The sequence below is a fragment of the Pseudoclavibacter sp. AY1F1 genome (genome assembly GCF_002931075.1).
In the GTDB taxonomy this organism is placed as follows: Bacteria; Actinomycetota; Actinomycetes; order Actinomycetales; family Microbacteriaceae; genus Pseudoclavibacter.
In genome coordinates this window covers 187330-205709 of sequence record NZ_PSTQ01000005.1, presented here as the reverse complement: position 1 = coordinate 205709, position 18380 = coordinate 187330, and the positions used below count along the sequence as shown (strand labels likewise).

At 67.0% G+C, this 18380-nt stretch carries 13 protein-coding genes; 6 read left to right on the top strand and 7 right to left on the bottom strand.

Going from position 1 to position 18380, the window contains the following annotated elements:
- The first annotated feature begins 92 nt into the window (after nucleotides 1-92).
- Nucleotides 93-743: a response regulator transcription factor gene (locus tag C5B85_RS10450; RefSeq protein ID WP_181064383.1), complete on the top strand. Its 651-nt coding sequence runs from the start codon at nucleotides 93-95 to the stop codon at nucleotides 741-743.
- Nucleotides 736-2943 (top strand): hypothetical protein, encoded by a 2208-nt coding sequence (locus tag C5B85_RS10445; RefSeq protein ID WP_146077925.1) that lies wholly within the window; start codon nucleotides 736-738, stop codon nucleotides 2941-2943. Before C5B85_RS10450 ends, C5B85_RS10445 begins: the two co-directional genes overlap by 8 nt.
- Nucleotides 2944-3124: 181 nt before the next feature.
- Here C5B85_RS10445 and C5B85_RS10440 read toward each other — a convergent pair whose 3' ends face one another.
- Both C5B85_RS10440 and C5B85_RS10435 read right to left on the bottom strand, forming a co-directional pair.
- Nucleotides 3125-5197, bottom strand: a complete 2073-nt coding sequence (locus C5B85_RS10440) for an ABC transporter ATP-binding protein (protein ID WP_104285954.1) — start codon at nucleotides 5195-5197, stop codon at nucleotides 3125-3127.
- Entirely contained in the window at nucleotides 5194-6927 is a 1734-nt protein-coding gene (locus C5B85_RS10435) for an ABC transporter ATP-binding protein (protein WP_104285953.1), read from the bottom strand. Before C5B85_RS10435 ends, C5B85_RS10440 begins: the two co-directional genes overlap by 4 nt.
- A gap of 362 nt (nucleotides 6928-7289) precedes the next feature.
- On the opposite strand from C5B85_RS10435, the gene C5B85_RS10430 reads away from it, so the two are divergent.
- Both C5B85_RS10430 and C5B85_RS10425 read left to right on the top strand, forming a co-directional pair.
- Nucleotides 7290-9074, top strand: coding sequence for a biotin carboxylase N-terminal domain-containing protein (locus tag C5B85_RS10430; protein WP_104285952.1), 1785 nt, complete (start codon nucleotides 7290-7292; stop codon nucleotides 9072-9074).
- 129 nt (nucleotides 9075-9203) lie between these two features.
- Nucleotides 9204-9968: a TSUP family transporter gene (locus tag C5B85_RS10425; RefSeq protein ID WP_104286001.1), complete on the top strand. Its 765-nt coding sequence runs from the start codon at nucleotides 9204-9206 to the stop codon at nucleotides 9966-9968.
- 126 nt (nucleotides 9969-10094) lie between these two features.
- On the opposite strand, the gene C5B85_RS10420 is transcribed toward C5B85_RS10425, so the two are convergent.
- On the bottom strand, nucleotides 10095-11543 hold the full coding sequence (locus tag C5B85_RS10420; protein WP_104285951.1) for an NAD(P)H-quinone dehydrogenase: 1449 nt from the start codon (nucleotides 11541-11543) through the stop codon (nucleotides 10095-10097).
- A 128-nt stretch (nucleotides 11544-11671) separates the two neighbouring features.
- Between C5B85_RS10420 and C5B85_RS10415 the strand changes: the two genes are divergently transcribed.
- Both C5B85_RS10415 and C5B85_RS10410 read left to right on the top strand, forming a co-directional pair.
- Entirely contained in the window at nucleotides 11672-12502 is an 831-nt protein-coding gene (locus C5B85_RS10415; protein WP_104286000.1) for a purine-nucleoside phosphorylase, read from the top strand.
- Nucleotides 12502-14223, top strand: a complete 1722-nt coding sequence (locus C5B85_RS10410) for a phospho-sugar mutase (protein WP_104285950.1) — start codon at nucleotides 12502-12504, stop codon at nucleotides 14221-14223. The genes C5B85_RS10415 and C5B85_RS10410 overlap by 1 nt, the downstream gene beginning before the upstream one ends.
- A gap of 220 nt (nucleotides 14224-14443) precedes the next feature.
- Here C5B85_RS10410 and C5B85_RS10405 read toward each other — a convergent pair whose 3' ends face one another.
- From C5B85_RS10405 to C5B85_RS10390, 4 genes are all read right to left on the bottom strand, one after another.
- On the bottom strand, nucleotides 14444-14983 hold the full coding sequence (locus tag C5B85_RS10405; RefSeq protein WP_104285949.1) for a methylated-DNA--[protein]-cysteine S-methyltransferase: 540 nt from the start codon (nucleotides 14981-14983) through the stop codon (nucleotides 14444-14446).
- Nucleotides 14980-16587, bottom strand: a complete 1608-nt coding sequence (locus C5B85_RS10400) for a DNA-3-methyladenine glycosylase 2 family protein (protein ID WP_104285948.1) — start codon at nucleotides 16585-16587, stop codon at nucleotides 14980-14982. The genes C5B85_RS10405 and C5B85_RS10400 overlap by 4 nt, the downstream gene beginning before the upstream one ends.
- Before the next feature lie 120 nt (nucleotides 16588-16707).
- The gene (locus C5B85_RS10395) at nucleotides 16708-17193 is read right to left on the bottom strand and encodes a PTS sugar transporter subunit IIA (RefSeq protein ID WP_104285947.1); all 486 of its coding nucleotides are present in this window, start codon (nucleotides 17191-17193) and stop codon (nucleotides 16708-16710) included.
- Nucleotides 17190-18332, bottom strand: a complete 1143-nt coding sequence (locus C5B85_RS10390; protein ID WP_258070716.1) for an adenosine deaminase — start codon at nucleotides 18330-18332, stop codon at nucleotides 17190-17192. Before C5B85_RS10390 ends, C5B85_RS10395 begins: the two co-directional genes overlap by 4 nt.
- Nucleotides 18333-18380 lie beyond the last annotated feature (48 nt).

Below are 18380 nucleotides of genomic sequence, written 5' to 3'. Positions count from 1 at the left end.
ATGCGCCCAACGCTTTCCTTACGAGAACGACAGAGATGAACCCGGAAACTCGACATGACACCGGTCGACCCCCACACCGTATGATCAGCCCCATGCTCCCTTCCAGGGGAATCCCCTTCAGCGTCGCCATCGTCGACGACCACATGTTGCTTCGCGTTGGAGTAGCTGCCGCATTTCACCGCACGACATCTATGAATCTCACAGCGACAGGCGCTTCGGTGAGTGAAGCGCTGGGACATGGTCAGCACATCGATGTGCTTTTGCTCGACCTTCGTCTCGCGGATGGCTCGCGACCCCGGGAGAACATCGCCCACCTGCAGGAGAAATCCATCGACGTGGTCTGCTACACCTCGGGAGAATCACCTCCGCTCATTCGTGAGGCGGCACGAGCTGGGGCTATGGGCATGCTGCGCAAAACCGAGCCGATGCATGTGCTGCTCGCAGCAACTCTTGCCGCCTGCCACGGCGAGGTGGCGGCATCGATCGACTGGGCGGCAGCTCTCGATTCCGACCCCACCCTGCTCGATGCCAGGCTGAGTCCCCGAGAACGGGACGTGCTCGAGCGCTACGCCTCCGGTGAGGGCGCTAGCGATGTTGCCAAGGCACTCTTCATCTCACGTGAGACGGTGCTCGAACACGTCCAGCGGATCAGAAGAAAATACGCGGACGTTGGCCGTCCGGCCCGAACGAAAATACACCTTTACCAGCGCGCCATCGAAGATGGCGTTCTCTCCGTTGACTGACCCCTCACTGCACAACGAAGACGACCGCGCCATTAGAGCGATCGTGCAACGTCGTGCGGGTCTCATGAACGCCATCGGTGGTATCGCCCTCCTGCTGGTCTTCACCAGCACCATCCTCGAACAACTCCACGCGCATCCGCTCTGGTGGTGGCTCCTCGCTACGCTGATGGCTACCGCACTCATCGCGACTCTGCCTCTCACCTTCGTTTCCAAGGTCACGACCTTGGAACTGCTCTGGACCTTCGTCGCGTTGGCGAACCTCGCCCTGATTGTTACCGCACTCACACCGACGACGGTCGGCGCGCCGCAACCCGAGCTGGACCTGTCCGACGTTCCCTGGCCGTGGCTCTTCCAGCCGACCGCAATCGCCTGTGCTGGACTCGTGTGGAGCCGGAAAATCGCGGTCGGGTACGCCCTACTGTCCACCACGCTGCCCCTGACGCTTTCACTGCTGTTCGGGTATCCACTCACGGTCGAGCTGTTCTCGCAGACTCTCGCGCACCTCGGCGACATCGTCTTTCTCGCCCTCATCGTTCTCCTGAGGGCACAGATGACGACGGCAGCACTCGCTGAACGCAGTCTCGCGCAGCGCATCCGCGATGTCGCTCGCGCCGAAGCCGTCCTGCGCGCCAAACAGCGCGCCGTGGCCTTCGTCCACGATGAGCTGCTCTCAACGCTCAACTCCGCCTCGACTCTCACGGCCGACCACGCCCCGAGGATCCAGCTCGCCGCCGACGCGTCGCTGACATCGCTGGAGAGCGAGCTCGAAGACGAAGGACCTCACCTCGAGGGCACCGTCACGTGCAACGACCTCGAGCTTCGGCTCCGCCGGTCCGCCGAGGACCTCGACCTCAAGTTGAGCACCCAACTCGTCTCGACGCACGGAGAGTTGCCGCTCACGGTATCGACGACAGTCGCAGAGGCGGCACTCGCGGCACTCGTCAACGCGGAACGTCACGCCCGGCGTGGCCAGAGCCCCGCCACAGTGCGCTTCATCGCACATATCACGCCCGCCTCCGTGGTCGTCACAGTGGAAGACGACGGTCCGGGATTCCTCGTCGAGGAAACCCCCGCTGACCGTCTCGGCGTGCGCGTGAGCATCAGCCAGCGGATGCGGTTGCTGCCGGGAGGACTCTCCAGGATCACGTCCACGATCGGCACGGGCACGCGGGTCGAGCTCACCTGGCGCAGCGTCGACGGAGAGAACTCGACTTATGCAGACAACAGCACCCGGGATCCGCAGGCCACGGCCGTCTCCGGGATGGGCGACCCGATCATCCGGACAGCCTTCCTGTTCGTCTGGTGCACTTTCCTGGGCCAGACGCTCCTGCACGCCAACGCGCGCCTGGCGCAGGAACTCCCGTCGCTGATCGTCCTCCTGGTCGCGGTTCTCGTCGTCACCTCCCCCGGGCCAGACCGACTCTCAAGGCGGCGAAAAGCGGTCTTCGCGGCTTCCGTGGGCCTCGGACTCCTGTGGACGCTCGCGGCAAGCCCGGACACGGGGACAGCCCTCGCCACACGGCACTTCGAACTGCTCGGATACCTCTGCGCGCTTCTCGCTCTTCGCGGCAATTTCAGCGTGGCCTGGCCCGTGTTCGCTGCAACCGTCGTGACACTCGCCGTGATGCTCGCGGCCGACGACCGCGACTTCCTCGTCCACTTCACGGCCATCGCCGGAGCCGGCCTCATTACCGGCACGTCCTGGAACCTCATTCTGCGACACCAGTTGGCAAGCATCACCCGACACCGAAGCAAAGAGGAACGAGCACTCGTCGCCCTTCGTGAACGGGACCTCGCGATGAGCGCCGAACAATCCCGACTCACCCTCATCGCGGAGCGCGTCTCGCCCGTGCTCGAGGAGATCAGCGCGTCTAGCGAGGTCCGCGAGGCTACGCGCCTCCGCGCTCGTCTCCTGGAGAACGAGCTGCGGGACACGATCAGGGCGCCGAGACTCGCCGGTGGTCGCCTCGCCGATGCCGCCGCCTCAGCTCGGGCGCGGGGGGCCAGAGTCACCCTCATCGACGATTCCGGTGACGGTGCGGCAGATTTGAGTGACAGCGCCGAGGAGAGCATTCACGCCGCCCTGTCCTCTCCTGATTTCTCGGAGATCACGGTCCGATTGTCGCCCCCGGGACGATCGTCCGTCGGAACGATTCGCAGCACCGGCGCAGGCGGGATCACTCGCATCCAGCTCCCGTGATGGAAGGATGCATCAGCGACTCGAACCGGTTGCCTTTCGTGAATTGCCGAGCGCTGAAATCGGGGAGGCCCACGATGTGGTTTGCCCTGGGACACAACGCAAATGGCCGGGTGTATCCGCCAGAAAGCGAATGCACCCGGCCACGCCGGATTCCGGGCCGGCCCCGGTCAGCGAAGCGGGACTACGAGGTGAGCTGACTCTGCTCGGTGTCGAGGTCGCTGATGGCCTGCTCGAACTGCGAGTTGTAGAGCCTCGCGTACGCGCCGCCCTGCTTCACGAGCTCGTCGTGCGTCCCCTGCTCGACGATCGAGCCGTGCTCCATGACGAGGATGAGGTCGGCGTCGCGGATCGTCGAGAGACGGTGCGCGATGACGAAACTCGTCCGGCCCTGGCGGAGTGCCGCCATGGCCTGCTGCAGGAGCAGCTCGGTACGGGTGTCGACCGAGCTCGTGGCCTCATCGAGGATGAGCACCTGCGGGTCCGAGACGAACGCGCGCGCGATCGTGATGAGCTGGCGCTCACCGGCGGAGACGTTCGACGCGTCCTCGTCGAGCACGGTGTCGTACCCCTCGGGGAGGGAGTGCACGAAGCGGTCGACGTAGCAGGCGGTCGCGGCTGCGAGCACTTCCTCGTCGGTCGCGTCCTGCCTGCCGTAGCGGATGTTCTCGCGGATCGAGCCCGCGAACAGCCACGGATCCTGCAGCACCATGCCGGTGCGACTGCGGACATCGTCGCGCCTGAGCTCGGCGATGTCCTGCCCGTCGAGCAGGATGCGCCCGCCGTCGAGCTCGTAGAACCGCATGATGAGGTTCACGAGGGTCGACTTGCCTGCACCGGTTGGTCCGACGATCGCGACCGTCTGGCCAGGCTCGACCGAGAAGTTGAGGTTCTCGATGAGCTTCTGCTCCGGGGTGTACGAGAAGGTGACGTCGTCGAAGACGATCTCGCCTGCGCCGTTCGCCGGCTTGGGCGCATCCTTCGAGTCGGGCTCCTGCTCTTTCTCGTCGAGCAGCTCGAACACGCGCTCGGCGGAGGCCGTGCCCGACTGCAACACGGCGGCCATGCCGCCGAGCTCCGCGAGGGGCTGCGTGAACTGCTGCGAGTACTGGATGAACGCCTGCACGTCTCCGAGACGGAGGTTGCCGCTCGCGACCATGAGGCCACCGAGCACGGCGATGCCGACGTAGGAGAGGTTTCCGATGAACATCATCGCCGGCATCATCACGCCAGCCCAGAACTGCGCCTTGAACGCGGCCTGGAAGAGCTGCTCGTTGTCGACCTGGAACTGCTCGCGCGCATCCTTCTCGCGACCGAACACGCGCACCAGCGCGTGACCGGAGAACGACTCCTCGACGCGAGCGTTGAGGCGCCCGGTCTTCTTCCACTGTTCGGCGAAGTTCTTCTGCGACTTCGGTCCGATGACGCCGAAGATGACGCCCATGAGCGGAAGGGTGACCAGCGCGACGAGCGCGAGCTGCCAGGAGATGGAGAACATCATGACAAGCACACCCACGACGGTGAGCACGCTCGTGACGACCTGCGACAGCGACTGCTGCATGGTCTGCGTGATGTTGTCGATGTCATTCGTGACCCGGCTGAGCAGCTCGCCGCGCTGCACGCGGTCGAAGTAGCTCAGCGGCAGTGCGTTGATCTTGCGCTCGACGTCCTCGCGCAGCTTGAACATCGCCTTCATCATGATGATGTTGATGACGTAGCCCTGCAGCCACATGAGCAGCGCGGAGAACACGTAGAGCGCGAGCACGGAGAGCAGTACCGTACCGAGGCGCTCGAAGTTCACGCCGTCACCCGGGGTGATGTCCATCGCCGCGACCATGTCGGCGAACTGGGTCTGACCCGAGTCGCGGAGCCCCGCGACGACCTCGTCCTTTGACGCTCCTGCGGGGAGCTGGCTCGAAACGACGCCCTCGAAGATGAGGTTCGTCGCCTCGCCCAGCACCTTCGGGGCGATGACCGAAAGCACAACACCGACGGCGCCGAGGAACGACACGATGATGAGTGCCGCCCGGTGCGGGCGCAGGCGTCCGAGGAGACGGCCGAAGCTCTGCCCGAAGTTCTTCGCCTTGCCAGGCGCGACGCTGTCCCAGTCGCCCGAGGACTGCCGCGCCTGCTCGGCGAGCTCCAGCTCGAGCTGCTCATCTTCCGTCAGGATCTTCTCGACGACCTCTTTGGGCTTGCGCCCACGGCGCCGGGCGCTCTTCGCGTCCTGGTTCTGGTTCTCTGCGTCATGGCTCATGACTGTGCCTCCACTGCAAGCTGGGAATCCACGATCTCCTTGTACGTCGTGCAGCTCTCAAGCAGCTCGTCGTGTGTGCCGAGACCGACCATGTGCCCGTCGTCGAGGACGACGATGCGGTCGGCCTCCACGATGGTCGAGATGCGCTGCGCCACCACGATCTTCGTGACGCCGGGCAGCTTCTCCCAGAGGGCGCGACGCAACCTGGCGTCGGTAGTGAGGTCGAGCGCTGAGAACGAGTCGTCGAAGACGAAGACCTGAGGCTCGTGCACGATGGCGCGTGCGATCGCGAGCCGCTGGCGCTGCCCGCCGGACACGTTGGTGCCGCCCTGCGCGATACGCGCCTCGAGCTGCTTGTCCTTCTCCCGAACGAAGGCCGTGGCCTGCGCGATCTCGAGCGCGTCCCACAGATCCTCGTCGGTCGCAGCCTCGCGGCCATAGCGCAGGTTCGAGGCGATCGTCCCGGTGAAGAGGAACGGGCGCTGCGGGACCAGGCCGATGCCGTCCCAGAGGAGCTCGGCGTCTGCCTGACGCACATCCACTCCGTTGACCTTGACGGTTCCCCCCGTCGCGTCGAACAGGCGAGGGATGAGCGACACGAGTGTCGTCTTGCCCGCGCCGGTCGAGCCGACGATCGCGACCGTCTCACCCGGGGCAGCGCGGAACGAGATCCCCGTGAGGACCGGCTCCTCCGCGCCCGGATACGTGAACTCGACGTCGTCGAACTCGATGACGCCTGGCTCTGGGAAGTCGGTCACCGGATGAGCGGGCATGATGAGCGTCGACTCGGTCGCCAGGACTTCGGAGATGCGATCGGCGCTCACCGCTGCACGCGGGATCATGATCGTCATGAAGCTCGCCATGAGGACACCCATGAGAATCTGCATGACGTAGGCCATGAAGGCGAAGAGCGTGCCGATCTCGACGGTGCCCTGGTCGACCTGGATGCCACCGAACCAGATGACCCCGACGACCGTGATGTTGAGGACGAGCATCGCAAGCGGGAACAGCGTGACGAAGAGGTCTCCGACGCGCTTGCCGAGGAGGAAGAGGTCGTTGTTCGCGACCTCGAAGCGCTTTTCCTCAATGGGCTCGCGCACAAACGCGCGGACGACCCGCACCCCGGTGAGCTGCTCGCGCAGGATCCGGTTGATGTTGTCGAGCTTCACCTGGAACTGGCGGAACAGCGGCACCATGCGACTGATGATGATGCCGACGAGGACAAGCAGCACGGGGGCCGCGACGCCGATGATCCAGGAGAGGCCGACGTCCTGCTGCAGGGCCATGATGATGCCGCCGATGGCGAGCATCGGGGCCGAGACGAGCATGGTCGAGCCCATCATCGCGAGCATCTGGACCTGCTGCACGTCGTTCGTGTTTCGCGTGATGAGCGAGCCCGCACCGAAGCGAGAGACTTCGCGCTCGGAGAAGCTGCTGACACGGGCGAAGACGTCGGCGCGGATGTCGCGGCCGAGCGCCATAGCGGCGCGGGCCGCGAAGACTGTCGCGATGATCGAGCAGGTGATCTGGCCGAGCGAGATCGCGAGCATGACGGCGCCGGTCGACCAGATGTAGTCGGTGTCGGCGTTGGCAACGCCCTTATCGATGATGTCGGCGTTGAGTCGCGGAAGGTACAGCGACGCGAGCGCTTGTAGGAATTGGAACACCAGCACGCCCGCGAGGAGCGGCCAGTACTTCCGTAGGTAACGGGCGAGGAGCTTACCGAGCATCGATTCTCCGGAACGACGAGGCGTCCCCAGCGATACATCCACTAACGTGGTGGATGCGCGTCACCGGAGACGCGGAGTGGACGGCAATTGGGTGGGCCCGGATCGGACCTGGCACGCTGAGTCATTGCTAACTAGGTGCCCGGCTGACGAAAAAACCGCAGCCATGTAGCTAAACACGGGGTAATAGGCTGCGCAATCACATTCTCGCGCTGTGGGAATGCGACACGGGACCAATGTCGTCCACATGACAGCGCTTCGGCGTGGTGAGAACCTCCAACCGCGCGCATCTGACAACCTTCTCCGGATAAGTTTGTCGAATCGAGCCAAATCCGGCCGCCCCGACCTCAATAGGCTTAGGAACCATGTCGCGAATCTCGAAGCTCCTCATCGCCAACCGTGGCGAAATCGCCGTACGCATCGCACGAGCGGCTCGAGACGCGGGTATCACCTCCGTCGCCGTGTACGCAGACCAGGACCGTGACGCCCCTCACGTTCGCCTCGCCGACGAGGCCTACGCGCTGCGCGGATCGACCAGTGCCGAGACGTATCTCGTGATCGACAAGCTGCTCTCGATCGCCCGCCGCTCCGGCGCAGACGCCGTGCATCCCGGCTACGGCTTCCTCGCAGAGAATGCCGACTTCGCCCGCGCCGTCATCGGCCAGGGCCTCACCTGGATCGGCCCCTCCCCCGAAGCCATCGAGGCACTGGGAGACAAGGTCACCGCGCGCCACGTCGCCGAGAAGGTGGGCGCACCGCTCGCACCAGGCACGCTCAACCCCGTCGAGGGTCCTGATGAGGTGCTCGCCTTCATCGATATCCACGGCCTGCCCGTCGCCATCAAGGCTGCCTTCGGCGGCGGCGGTCGAGGCCTCAAGGTCGCACGCGAGCGCGACGAGGTGACCGAGCTCTTCGAATCCGCCACCCGCGAGGCCATCACGGCCTTCGGACGCGGCGAGTGCTTCGTCGAGAAGTACCTCGACAAGCCCCGCCACGTCGAGACGCAGTGCCTCGCCGACGCACACGGCAACGTCGTTGTCGTCTCGACTCGCGACTGCTCGCTGCAGCGCCGCCACCAGAAACTCGTCGAAGAGGCGCCAGCCCCCTTCATCACGGCAGAACAGGAAGCCGAGATGCGTCGCGCGTCGAAGGCCATCCTCAAGGAGGTCGGCTACGTCGGAGCCGGGACCTGCGAGTTCCTGCTCGCTTCCGACGGGACCGTCGCGTTCCTCGAGGTCAACACCCGCCTCCAGGTCGAGCATCCGGTCTCAGAAGAGGTCACGGGCATCGACCTCGTGCGCGAGCAGTTCCGTATCGCTCAGGGCGAAGCGCTCGGCTACGACGACCCGCGGGTCACCGGCCACTCCTTCGAGTTCCGCATCAACGGTGAGGACCCGGGCCGCGGCTTCTTCCCGGCGCCCGGAACCGTCACGACCTTCCGCGTTCCCGGTGGCCCTGGCGTCCGCGTCGACTCCGGAGTCCGCGAGGGCGACGTCGTCTCCGGCGCCTTCGACTCGCTGCTCGCGAAGCTCATCGTCACGGGGGCAACCCGCGAGGAGGCGCTCGAGCGTTCCCGCCGCGCGCTCGAGGACTTCGAGCTGAACGGCATGCCAACCGTGCTGCCCTTCCACCGCTCCGTGGTGCGCGACCCCGCCTTCACCGCCGAGAACGGCGAGTTCGGCGTCTACACGAGCTGGATCGAGACCGAGTACAACAACACCCTCGAGCCATGGGGCGGCGAAGCCGGCGACGTCAACGAGCCCGTCGCCCGCCGCAACGTGGTCGTCGAGGTCAACGACAAGCGCCTCGAAGTGTCCCTGCCAGAGCGCCTGCTCGCCGTCACCGGCGCAGGCCACGGCGGGGCCGGCCGCACCATGGCCGGTCACGCTCCCAAGCGCCGCTCGCACACCAACGTCGAGACGCACTCGAGCGGCGACATCACCGCCCCCATGCAGGCGACGATCGTGAAGTTCGCCGTCGAAGAGGGACAGAGGGTCGTCAAGGGCGACCTGCTCGTCGTGCTCGAAGCCATGAAGATGGAGCAGCCCATCCAGGCTCCGCGCGACGGCATCGTCGCATCCATCAGCGGCGCGGCGGGCGAGACGGTCTCGAGCGGCACGAAGCTCCTCGAGCTCGCAGACGCCGAGTAGCCTCAACAGGTGCTCGACGCTTCCTTCCTGACATCCACCCTGCTCTCCTCTCCGCTCGACGCGACGCTCGCGGCGAGCGACCCGAGCTGGCTCGAGTCGTTCACCGGACTTGAGGGATTCAACGGCTGGCTGCTCGCGCTGGTCATCGCGGGCGGCTTCGCGGCTGGCTGGGTGGATGCGGTGGTCGGGGGCGGCGGGCTGATCCAGCTCACGATGCTCCTCACACTGCCCGGCGTCACGCCGGTGCAGGCGCTCGCGACCAACAAGCTCGGCAGCATCGCCGGCACCACCACCAGCTCGATCACGTACTTCAGACGGGTGAAGCCCGACCTGCGCACTGCGCTGCCGATGGCGGCGATCGCGCTCTTCGGGGCCTACGGCGGGGCGATCCTCGCCTCGAGCATCCCGGCAGCAGCATTCAAGCCCATCATCGCCGTCGCCATCCTCGGCATCGGCATCTTCACGGCGTTCAAGCCGAGCGTCGGCCAGCTCGACAAGCTCAAGTACGAGGGGCGGAAGCACCACGTCGTCGCCGGCCTCATCGGCTTCGCGATCGGCGTCTACGACGGTGTGCTCGGGCCGGGGACCGGCTCGTTCCTTGTCATCGCGCTCGTGTCGCTCCTCGGCTACTCGTTCCTGCAGGCAAGCGCGAAGGCGAAGATCGTCAACTTCGGAACGAACCTGGGCGCGCTGCTGTTCTTCGCCCCGCAGGGCTACGTGCTGTGGGCGCTCGGCGCCGTGCTCGCAGTCTCCAACGTGGCAGGCGGCTACCTCGGCGCGCGCACGGCCATCCGCGGCGGGAGCAAGCTCATCCGCTGGGTGTTCCTCATCGTCGTCGCCGTGCTCTTCGTGAAGCTCGCGTTCGACATCTGGAACGAGTACTTCGGGGCCTAACTCGAGCAATCGAGCCCTAGGCCAAGCGTTGAAAGCAGACGGCGGATGCCCGGGGCCGGCACGCGTGCCGAGCCCCGAGCATCCGCTATCGGTTGCCTGCCTGCTAGCTCTTCGTCTGCTCCGCGCTCAGCCCTTCGTCTGCTCCGCGTAGGGCATGTGCATGGCGCGGGCTGCGTCGGAGATGCTGCTCGCGAGCGACGGGTAAACCGCCCAAGCGCGCGCGACCTGGTCGACGGTGAGGCGCTGCTCGATCGCGATCGAGAGCGGGAGGACCAGCTCCGATGCGCGCGGCGCCACGATGACGCCGCCGATGACGGTTCCGAGGTCGTTGCCAGCGATGAGCTTCACGAAGCCGTCGCGGACGCCCTGCATCTTGGCGCGCGGGTTCTCGTTCAGCGGCAGCTTGTAGACGCGGCCCTCGCGGGTGCCGTCCTCAATGGAGCGCTGTTGCCAGCCGACCGTCGCGATCTCCGGGTACGTGAAGATGTTCGAGGCGACGTTGCGGAGGTTGATCGGCCGCACCTCGTCGCCGAGCGCGTGGAAGACCGCCGTGCGCCCCTGTGTCGAGGCGACGGAGGCGAGCGGGAAGAATTCCGTGCAGTCGCCAGCCGCGTAGATGTTCGGCACCGAAGTGCGCGCGACACGGTTCACGCGGATGTGGCCAGAGGGAGATACCTCGACGCCGGCCTCCTCGAGGCCGATTCCGGACGTGTTCGGGATCGAACCGACCGCGATGAGGCAGTGCGAGCCGCGCACCTCACGCCCGTCGTCGAGCGTCGCCACGACCTCGTTGCCGTCGCGGACCACGGTTGCCGCACGAGCCTTGGAGAGCACGGTCATGCCGCCGCGCTTGAAGACATCCTCGATGACGTCGGCAGCATCGGCATCCTCGTTCGGGAGCACGCGGTCGCGGCTCGAGACGAGCGTGACCTTCGAGCCGAGGGCCGAGTACGCGGAGGCGAACTCTGCCCCGGTTACGCCGGAGCCGACGACGATGAGATGGCTCGGCATCTCCTTCAGGTTGTAGAGCTGCGTCCACGTGAGGATGCGCTCCCCGTCCGGCTTGCACGAGTCGAGCGTGCGCGGGCGAGCACCCACCGAGATCACGGCCGAGTCGAACTCGATGCGGTCGAAGTCCTGCCCGCCAGAGCCCGTTCCGACGGTGACCGCCGAGTTGCCATCGAGCTTGCCCTCGCCCTGGATGACGTTGACGCCAGCCTCCTCGAGGGTGCGCTGCATGTCATCCGACTGGTTCTGCGCGAGGCGCAGCAGGCGCTTGTTGAGCTTCGAGAGGTTCACCGCGACTTCGGGCTTGAGCGGCTTGCCCGTGTCGCCCTTCGCGAAGAACTGCACGCCGAGTTCGCCCGACTCGCGGATCGCGGTTGCGGCCTCCGCGCTCGCGATCAGCGTCTTGGAGGGGACGACGTCGGTGAGGACGGCGGAGCCCCCGACGCCGACACGTTCGATGAGAGTGACGTCTGCGCCGAGGCGGGCTGCCGAGAGTGCGGCTTCATACCCGCCTGGCCCCCCGCCGACGACGACGATGCGGTGCTTGCGATCAAAAGGCGTGGCCATGCGGCTATTGTCCTCCTCCCGCATGAACCCGCCAAACCGGGAGGGTATCCGGACCGTTTCCTGACGAGCCTGGAGTTCATCCGCTCGTGCTCCCCGCTGGCCGCGTCCCGGTCGCTACTCTGGTGAGCATGTCAACGCACGAATCAGCCTCGATCGACGATCCAGCCACCTCACCCTTCGAATTCGCGCAGGCAGCTGCAGCGGTCATCGCCGAGAAGACGGGTGTCGAACGTCACGACATCGCGCTCACGCTCGGCAGCGGATGGGGTCAAACTGCCGAGATGCTCGGTGAGACGATCGCGACCATCCCGGCCGGCGAGGTGCCCGGATTCGCGAAGTCCGACATCCCGGGCCACTCGGGCACACTCCGCTCGATTCGCCTCGCGAACGGCAAGCACGCGCTGGTCATCGCCGCACGAACCCACTACTACGAGGGCAAGGGCGTTCGCCGAGTCGTGCACTCCGTGCGCACCGCGGCCGCCGCGGGCGCCTCCGTCATGATCCTCACGAACGGCGCGGGTGGCGTGCGACCAGAGTGGGGCCCCGGCACGCCGGTCCTCATCTCTGATCACATCAACCTCACGGCCGACTCGCCCCTCGAGGGGGCGACGTTCATCGACCTGACCGACCTGTACTCGGCCCGCCTGCGCGAGCTGGCACTCACCGTGCGCGACCTCGACGAGGGCGTCTACGTGCAGTTCCGCGGACCGCACTACGAGACCCCCGCCGAGGTCAAGATGGCCCGCACGATCGGCGGCGACATCGTCGGCATGTCGACGGCGCTGGAGGCCATTGCCGCTCGCGAGGCGGGCATGGAGGTCCTGGGCATGTCGCTCATCACGAACCCGGCGGCCGGCGTCTCGCCCAACCCGCTGAGCCACACCGAGGTGCTGGAGGCCGGCAAGGCCGCCGAAGCCGACCTCGCCGAGCTGCTCTCGCAGATCGTGGTGAAGCTCTGATGAGCGGCCTCGCACGTCAGCTTCAGGTCGCGCTGCGCCACAACGCGATCGCGTGGCTTGCCCAAGACCCCGACGAGGTCACGCGCGCCGAGCTGCAGCAGCTGCTCGACACGGCGGGCGACGTGTCCCCCGAGCTGACCGCGATCGAGGACACGGACACGAGCGAGCGGGCCGACGCGTGGCGCGAACTGCACGACCGGTTCTCCGCCCGACTCGCATTCGGGACCGCGGGCCTCCGCGGCAGGCTCGGAGCCGGACCCAACCGGATGAACCGGGTGCTTGTCGCCCAGGCCGCGCGTGGTTTCGCCGACTTCCTGATCTCGCGCGAGGAGTCGCCGTCGATCGTCATCGGCTACGACGCTCGCAACAACTCGAGGCGCTTCGCCGAGGACACGGCTGAGATCATGCAGGCCGCAGGCGTGACCGCCACGATCCTGCCGAGACAGCTGCCGACCCCCGTGCTGGCCTTCGCGGTGCGCCGCCTCGGCGCATCAGCCGGCGTCATGGTCACCGCGTCGCACAACCCGAAGTGGGACAACGGCTACAAGGTCTACCTCGGCGGCGCCGACGACGGTTCGCAGATCGTCGCCCCAGTCGACCTCGAGATCGCCTCGGCCATCTCCGCCGTCGCAGCTGGCACGACGGTGCCCGAGATCCCGCGCTCGACCGGGTACGCCACTGCAGACGACTCCATCGTGAGCGAGTACGTCTCGGCCACGGCGGCACTGTTGCGGGGCACACCGCGCGACGTCCGCTTCGTGTACACGCCGCTGCACGGCGTCGGCTGGGAGACCTTCAGGGCCGTCGTCAGCGCGCTCGGCATTTCCGAGCCCGTCGTCGTCGCGCAGCAGGTGGAACCCGACGGCTCATTCCCGACGCTCGATTTCCCGAACCCCGAGGAGCCCGGCGCCCTGGATCTCGCCTACGAGACGGCCGATGCTGCCGGCATCGACCTCGTCATCGCGCACGACCCGGACGCCGACAGGCTCGCGGTCGCAGTCAAGGACACATCCGGGTGGCGCAGGTTCGGTGGCAACGACATCGGCAAGATCCTCGGCTGGCGCGCCGCCGAGCAGGCGAAGGCGGACGGCGTGCACGGCACGCTCGCGACATCCGTCGTCTCAGCCCCCGCGCTCGGGCGCATCGCGCAGGAGTACGGCCTCGACTACGCGGAGACGCCGACCGGATTCAAGTGGATCTCTCGCGCCGCCAACATCCTCTACGGCTACGAGGAAGCCCTCGGGTACCTCGTCAACCCCGAGACCGTGCACGACAAGGACGGCATCTCCGCCTCCGTCGCGATCCTCGAGCTCATCATGGGGCTGCAGGCTGAGGGGCGCACGCTCATCGACCACGACGACGCGTTCGCGGAGCGGTTCGGCACGTTCGTGTCGACACAGGTCTCGGTGCGCTTCGACGACATCACCGAGATCCCGCGCGTCATGGCGGTGCTGCGCAGCCACACCCCGAGCGAGGTCGGTGGCGTCGCGGTCACCGAGACCGGCGACCTCTCCGGTGACGAGGTGCCCATCGACCTGCTGCGCTACCAGCTCGCCGACGGCACCCGCGTCATGGTGCGCCCATCAGGAACCGAGCCGAAGATCAAGGTCTACGTCGACGCCTCGAGCGAAGTCGGCTCACCAGCCGAGCGCGCCGCAGACGCTGAGGCGAAAGCCGCGGCCGCCGGCGAAGCGCTCCGCGTGACGCTCACGACCGCGTAGGCGGCGCACTTCGCATCCACAGAGCCCCTCGGGTTGGAGATCTTTCCGCCCCGAGGGGCTCTTGCCGTTCTTGCCTTCCAACCCTCGCTGTCGTTCCCGCCCCGGCGCCCGCAGCCATCCCGAGTCTGGGGAGGTGGGCAGCGTTAAGGCAGAGCGCCGTTGCGGACACGTGCCAACACAGGCCAACACGGGCGAACACAGTAGCGAACGGATGCGCGCGTCAGGCGGCGTGGGCGAGTTCGCGCTGCAGGAGCGAACGCTTCACGTCGACGCCCCAGGCGAAACCGCCGAGCGTGCCGTCCGAGCGCAGGACGCGGTGGCACGGAACGAAGAGCGCCGGGGCGTTGGAGGCGCACACACTAGCAGCGGCCCGAACAGCGGTCGGCCGCCCGAGGGCGGTCGCGAACTCCGTGTACGTGAGCGGATGCCCTGGTGCGATGTCGCGCAGGCCAAGCCAGCCCTGCATCCGAAACTCAGCTCCGAACTGGGCAACCAGTACGTCGTCGATGGCGTCGAGCTGCCCGTCGTAGTAGGCCCGAACTGCCGCGGAGGCGGCGGCGCTACCCCGTACAAGGGCAGCAGGCCTGGCCTTCGGAGCGATGCGGGCCAATACGCGCTGCTCATCTTCACTCCAACCGGAGGAGAGCACGGCGCCGTCGGACTCTCGGGCGATGATCGTGAAGGGGCCGTCTGGCGTGCTGATCGTCTCGATGACGCCGCGGCCCTGGGTGGGCGTGTTGGTGATGGTGTGTGCGCTCATGCTGGAGTCTCCGTAGTGAGAGGTGTGGTCTGTGCGACGGCGCTCTTCTTGTCGCCTGTCCGTGTTCTGGGCGGGGTCGCTCCCCAGAGGTGGAGCGAGAGGTAGCTGCGCCACGGCCTGAACGGCTCCGCGGCCTCGATAAGTTGTCTGGGCTCCGACGGCAGCCCAAGAGCCTTCGCTCCGCTGCGCAGGGCGACATCGCCCGTGAGGAGCACGTCGGGGTTCCCGAGGACTCGCATGCTGACGTAACCCGCCGTCCAGTCCCCGATGCCCTTGAACGCTGTGAGCGCCGCGTGCTGTTCGCCGACGTCGTCACCCGCTGAGAGCCGAAGCTCCCCGCTCGCGAGCGCCTCCGCGACACTCGTGATCGTCGCAGACCGAGACCTCGGGCCCGCGAACGACTCCTCCCCGAGCTCAGCGATGGCGGATGCGCTTGGGAAGAGGCGCGTCACAGCCTGACCCCCTGTGGTCTCCACGACGTCGTCGTCCTTTGCCAGCGACGTTCCGGCACGAGCCGCGAGCCGCCCGAGGGCCGTCCGAGCCGCCGAGACGGTGATCTGCTGCCCGATGATGGCGCGGAACAGCATCTCGTCGGGGTCAACTGCGCCCGGCAGGCGCCTGCCGGGGCGGAGTCGAACGCGCTCCGCGATTGCCGGATGCACGCAGAGCGCGCCGTCGATGGCAGCCGGGTCGGCATCCAGATCGAAGAGCCGTCGCACACGAGTGACGAGGGTCTGCAGGTCGCTGAGGTCGGTAAGCCGCGCGCGAAGCCGCAGCGAGGACGGCTGCGAGCCGTCCTCATCCACCCCGAACCAGGCGGGGCCCCCTGGCAGGCTCAGGCTGCGCTCGTAGCTGCTTTCGCTCGCGACCTCGACGCCGGCGATGGCACGCTCGCGAAGCCACGCGAAGACGCCCGCCGCGTCGTACGGCTCGCGGTAGACGAGGGCGAGCGTCAGCGGAACGGTAGCGTCCCCGAGCGCGAGGCCGCTGCCGGAGGCGGCCCTGGCGGGCCAGCCCACTGCTGTAAATCGTCCGCGTGATCGCTCGCGGACACGCGTCGGCGTCAATTGGAACACTTCTTGCACGGTCTCGTTGAACTGACGGACGCTGGCGAAACCCGCCGCGAACGCCACATCTGCGAGCCCCAGTTCTGTTGCGGCGAGCAGCGACGCAGCCGTGCGCGCGCGCTGGGCGCGAGCGAGGGCGAGTGGACCCGCGCCGAGCTCCGCCGTGAGCACACGGCCGAGGTGACGCGAGGAGTAGCCGAGTCGCGCCGCGAGGCCAGAGACGCCCTCGCGCTCGACGACACCGTCCGCGATGAGACGCATCGCCCGGCCAGCGACATCGCCGCGCACGTTCCACGCCGGATCTCCGGGCGCGGCGTCTGGCAGGCAGCGCTTGCAGGCCCGATAGCCGGCCTCATGCGCCGCCGCGCTCGTCGGATAGAAGGTGACGTTCTCACGCTTCGGCGTGCGCGCCGGGCAGCTCGGGCGGCAGTAGATGCCGGTCGAGCCGACGGCGGTGATGAACTGCCCGTCGAAGCGGCGGTCCTTGGCGAGGATCGCGCGGTACCGGTCTTCTCCGGTCAGGTTGGTGCTTGCCATGCGAGGAGTCTGGCAGGTTCGACTGACCATCGCTCGCGGAAATCGGACACGACAGTGGGTGACTCGAGCCAGCCCTCCGCGAACCGACGGCGGCCGATCACGCATCCACCGTGGAAAGCCTCAGGCGATGAGCAGCCCAGCTGCGACGAGCCTCGGCTTAAGCAGCTCGACAAGCTCCTCGGACGATTCCACGGCGATGAGTTCACCGAGGACCGCGTCGTTGTCGAAGGTCTTCGCGAGTGCCGCGATGAGCTTCAGGTGCTCGGATGCACTTGTCGCGGTCATGCCGACGACCACCTTCACAGGGTCGTAGCGCGCGTGGCCGAAGCCCACACCCTCCGGGTACGTGATGACGGCGAGACCGTTCTCGATCGTCTCCTCGCCTGGCCGAGCGTGCACCAGGGCGACGCCTGGACCGACGACGACATAGGGGCCGAAGCGCTCGATGACGCGGACCATGTTGCTCGTGTAGCCGCGCTTCGCGAATCCGCGCTCGGCGAGCAGCTCCCCCATCTGCCCGACGGCCTGCCGCCAGTCGAGGGCGTGCTCCGCGAGGCGCACGCTAGTGGGGTCGAACTGCAGCTCAGGGGTGGCCTGCGCGTTCATGCTCCCGCCTCGTCGAACCCTTCGCTCACGATCTCGGCCAGCTCTTCGCGGTCTTCGATCGGCAGGAAGGCGCCTTCGGCGGCATTCAGCTGGAACGTCTCCAGGTCGGCAAGGTCGTAGTCGAAGGTGTCGGCCAGCAGCGTGAGCTCTCGCGAGATGCTCGTCGCGCTCATGAGTCGGTTGTCCGTGTTAACGGTCACCGTGAATCCAAGCTGGTACAGCAGGTCGAAGGGGTGGTCGTCGATGCTCTCGCCCCACGCAGTGATCGCGCCGGTCTGCAGGTTGGACGAAGGGCTGAGCTCCAGAGGGATGCGGCGGTCCCGCACCCACTGGGCGAGCCTTCCGAGGGACACGTACGTGCCGTCCGCGTCTTCGCCCTCGAGGTCGATGTCCTCGGCGATGCGCACGCCGTGGCCGAGGCGCAGGGCGTGCGCGTCGAAGAGCGCGCTCTCGATGGAGTCGAGCCCGGCCGCTTCGCCGGCGTGGACCGTCGTGGGGAAGCGCTCAGACATGAGGTAGTCGAACGCCTCTTGCAGGTTGCTGGGCGGGAAGCCGTCTTCCGGTCCCGCGATGTCGAAGCCGACGACGCCCTGCTCGCGGTGGCGGACCGCGAGCTTCGCGATCTCAAGCCCGTTGCCGGCGTGGCGCATCGCGCTCACGAGCTGACCGACCCGGATGCGCAAGCCGCGCGAGCGCACGTCATCGATGCCCTCGTTGATGCCAGCCTGGACCGCGTTGACGGCATCGTCAAGACTCAGACCGCGCTTGAGGTGCTGTTCGGGAGCCCAACGCACCTCGCCGTACACGACACCGTCGGCGCCGAGGTCGTTGACGAAGTCACGGGCGACGCGGCGCAGGCCGTGGGAGGTCTGCATGACCGCGGTGGTCACGTCGAAGGTCTTCAGGTACTCGACAAGCGAACCAGAATCGGACTGGTCGGCGAACCAGTTGGCTAGCTCTGGTGCGTTCGCCGCCGGGAGGTCGAGGCCGATTTCGTCAGCGAGCTCGATGATTGTCTGGGCGCGCAGTCCACCGTCGAGGTGGTCATGCAGCGACACCTTGGGCAGCGCGCGGATGTTGGTGCCGTCTCGCAGCGTGAAATCGTCCTCGTCGTATGGCGCGGAGCTCTGCACAGACACGGTGTTCCCCTTCGAATGTGGCCGCGATCCAGAAAATGCAGCCGTCCA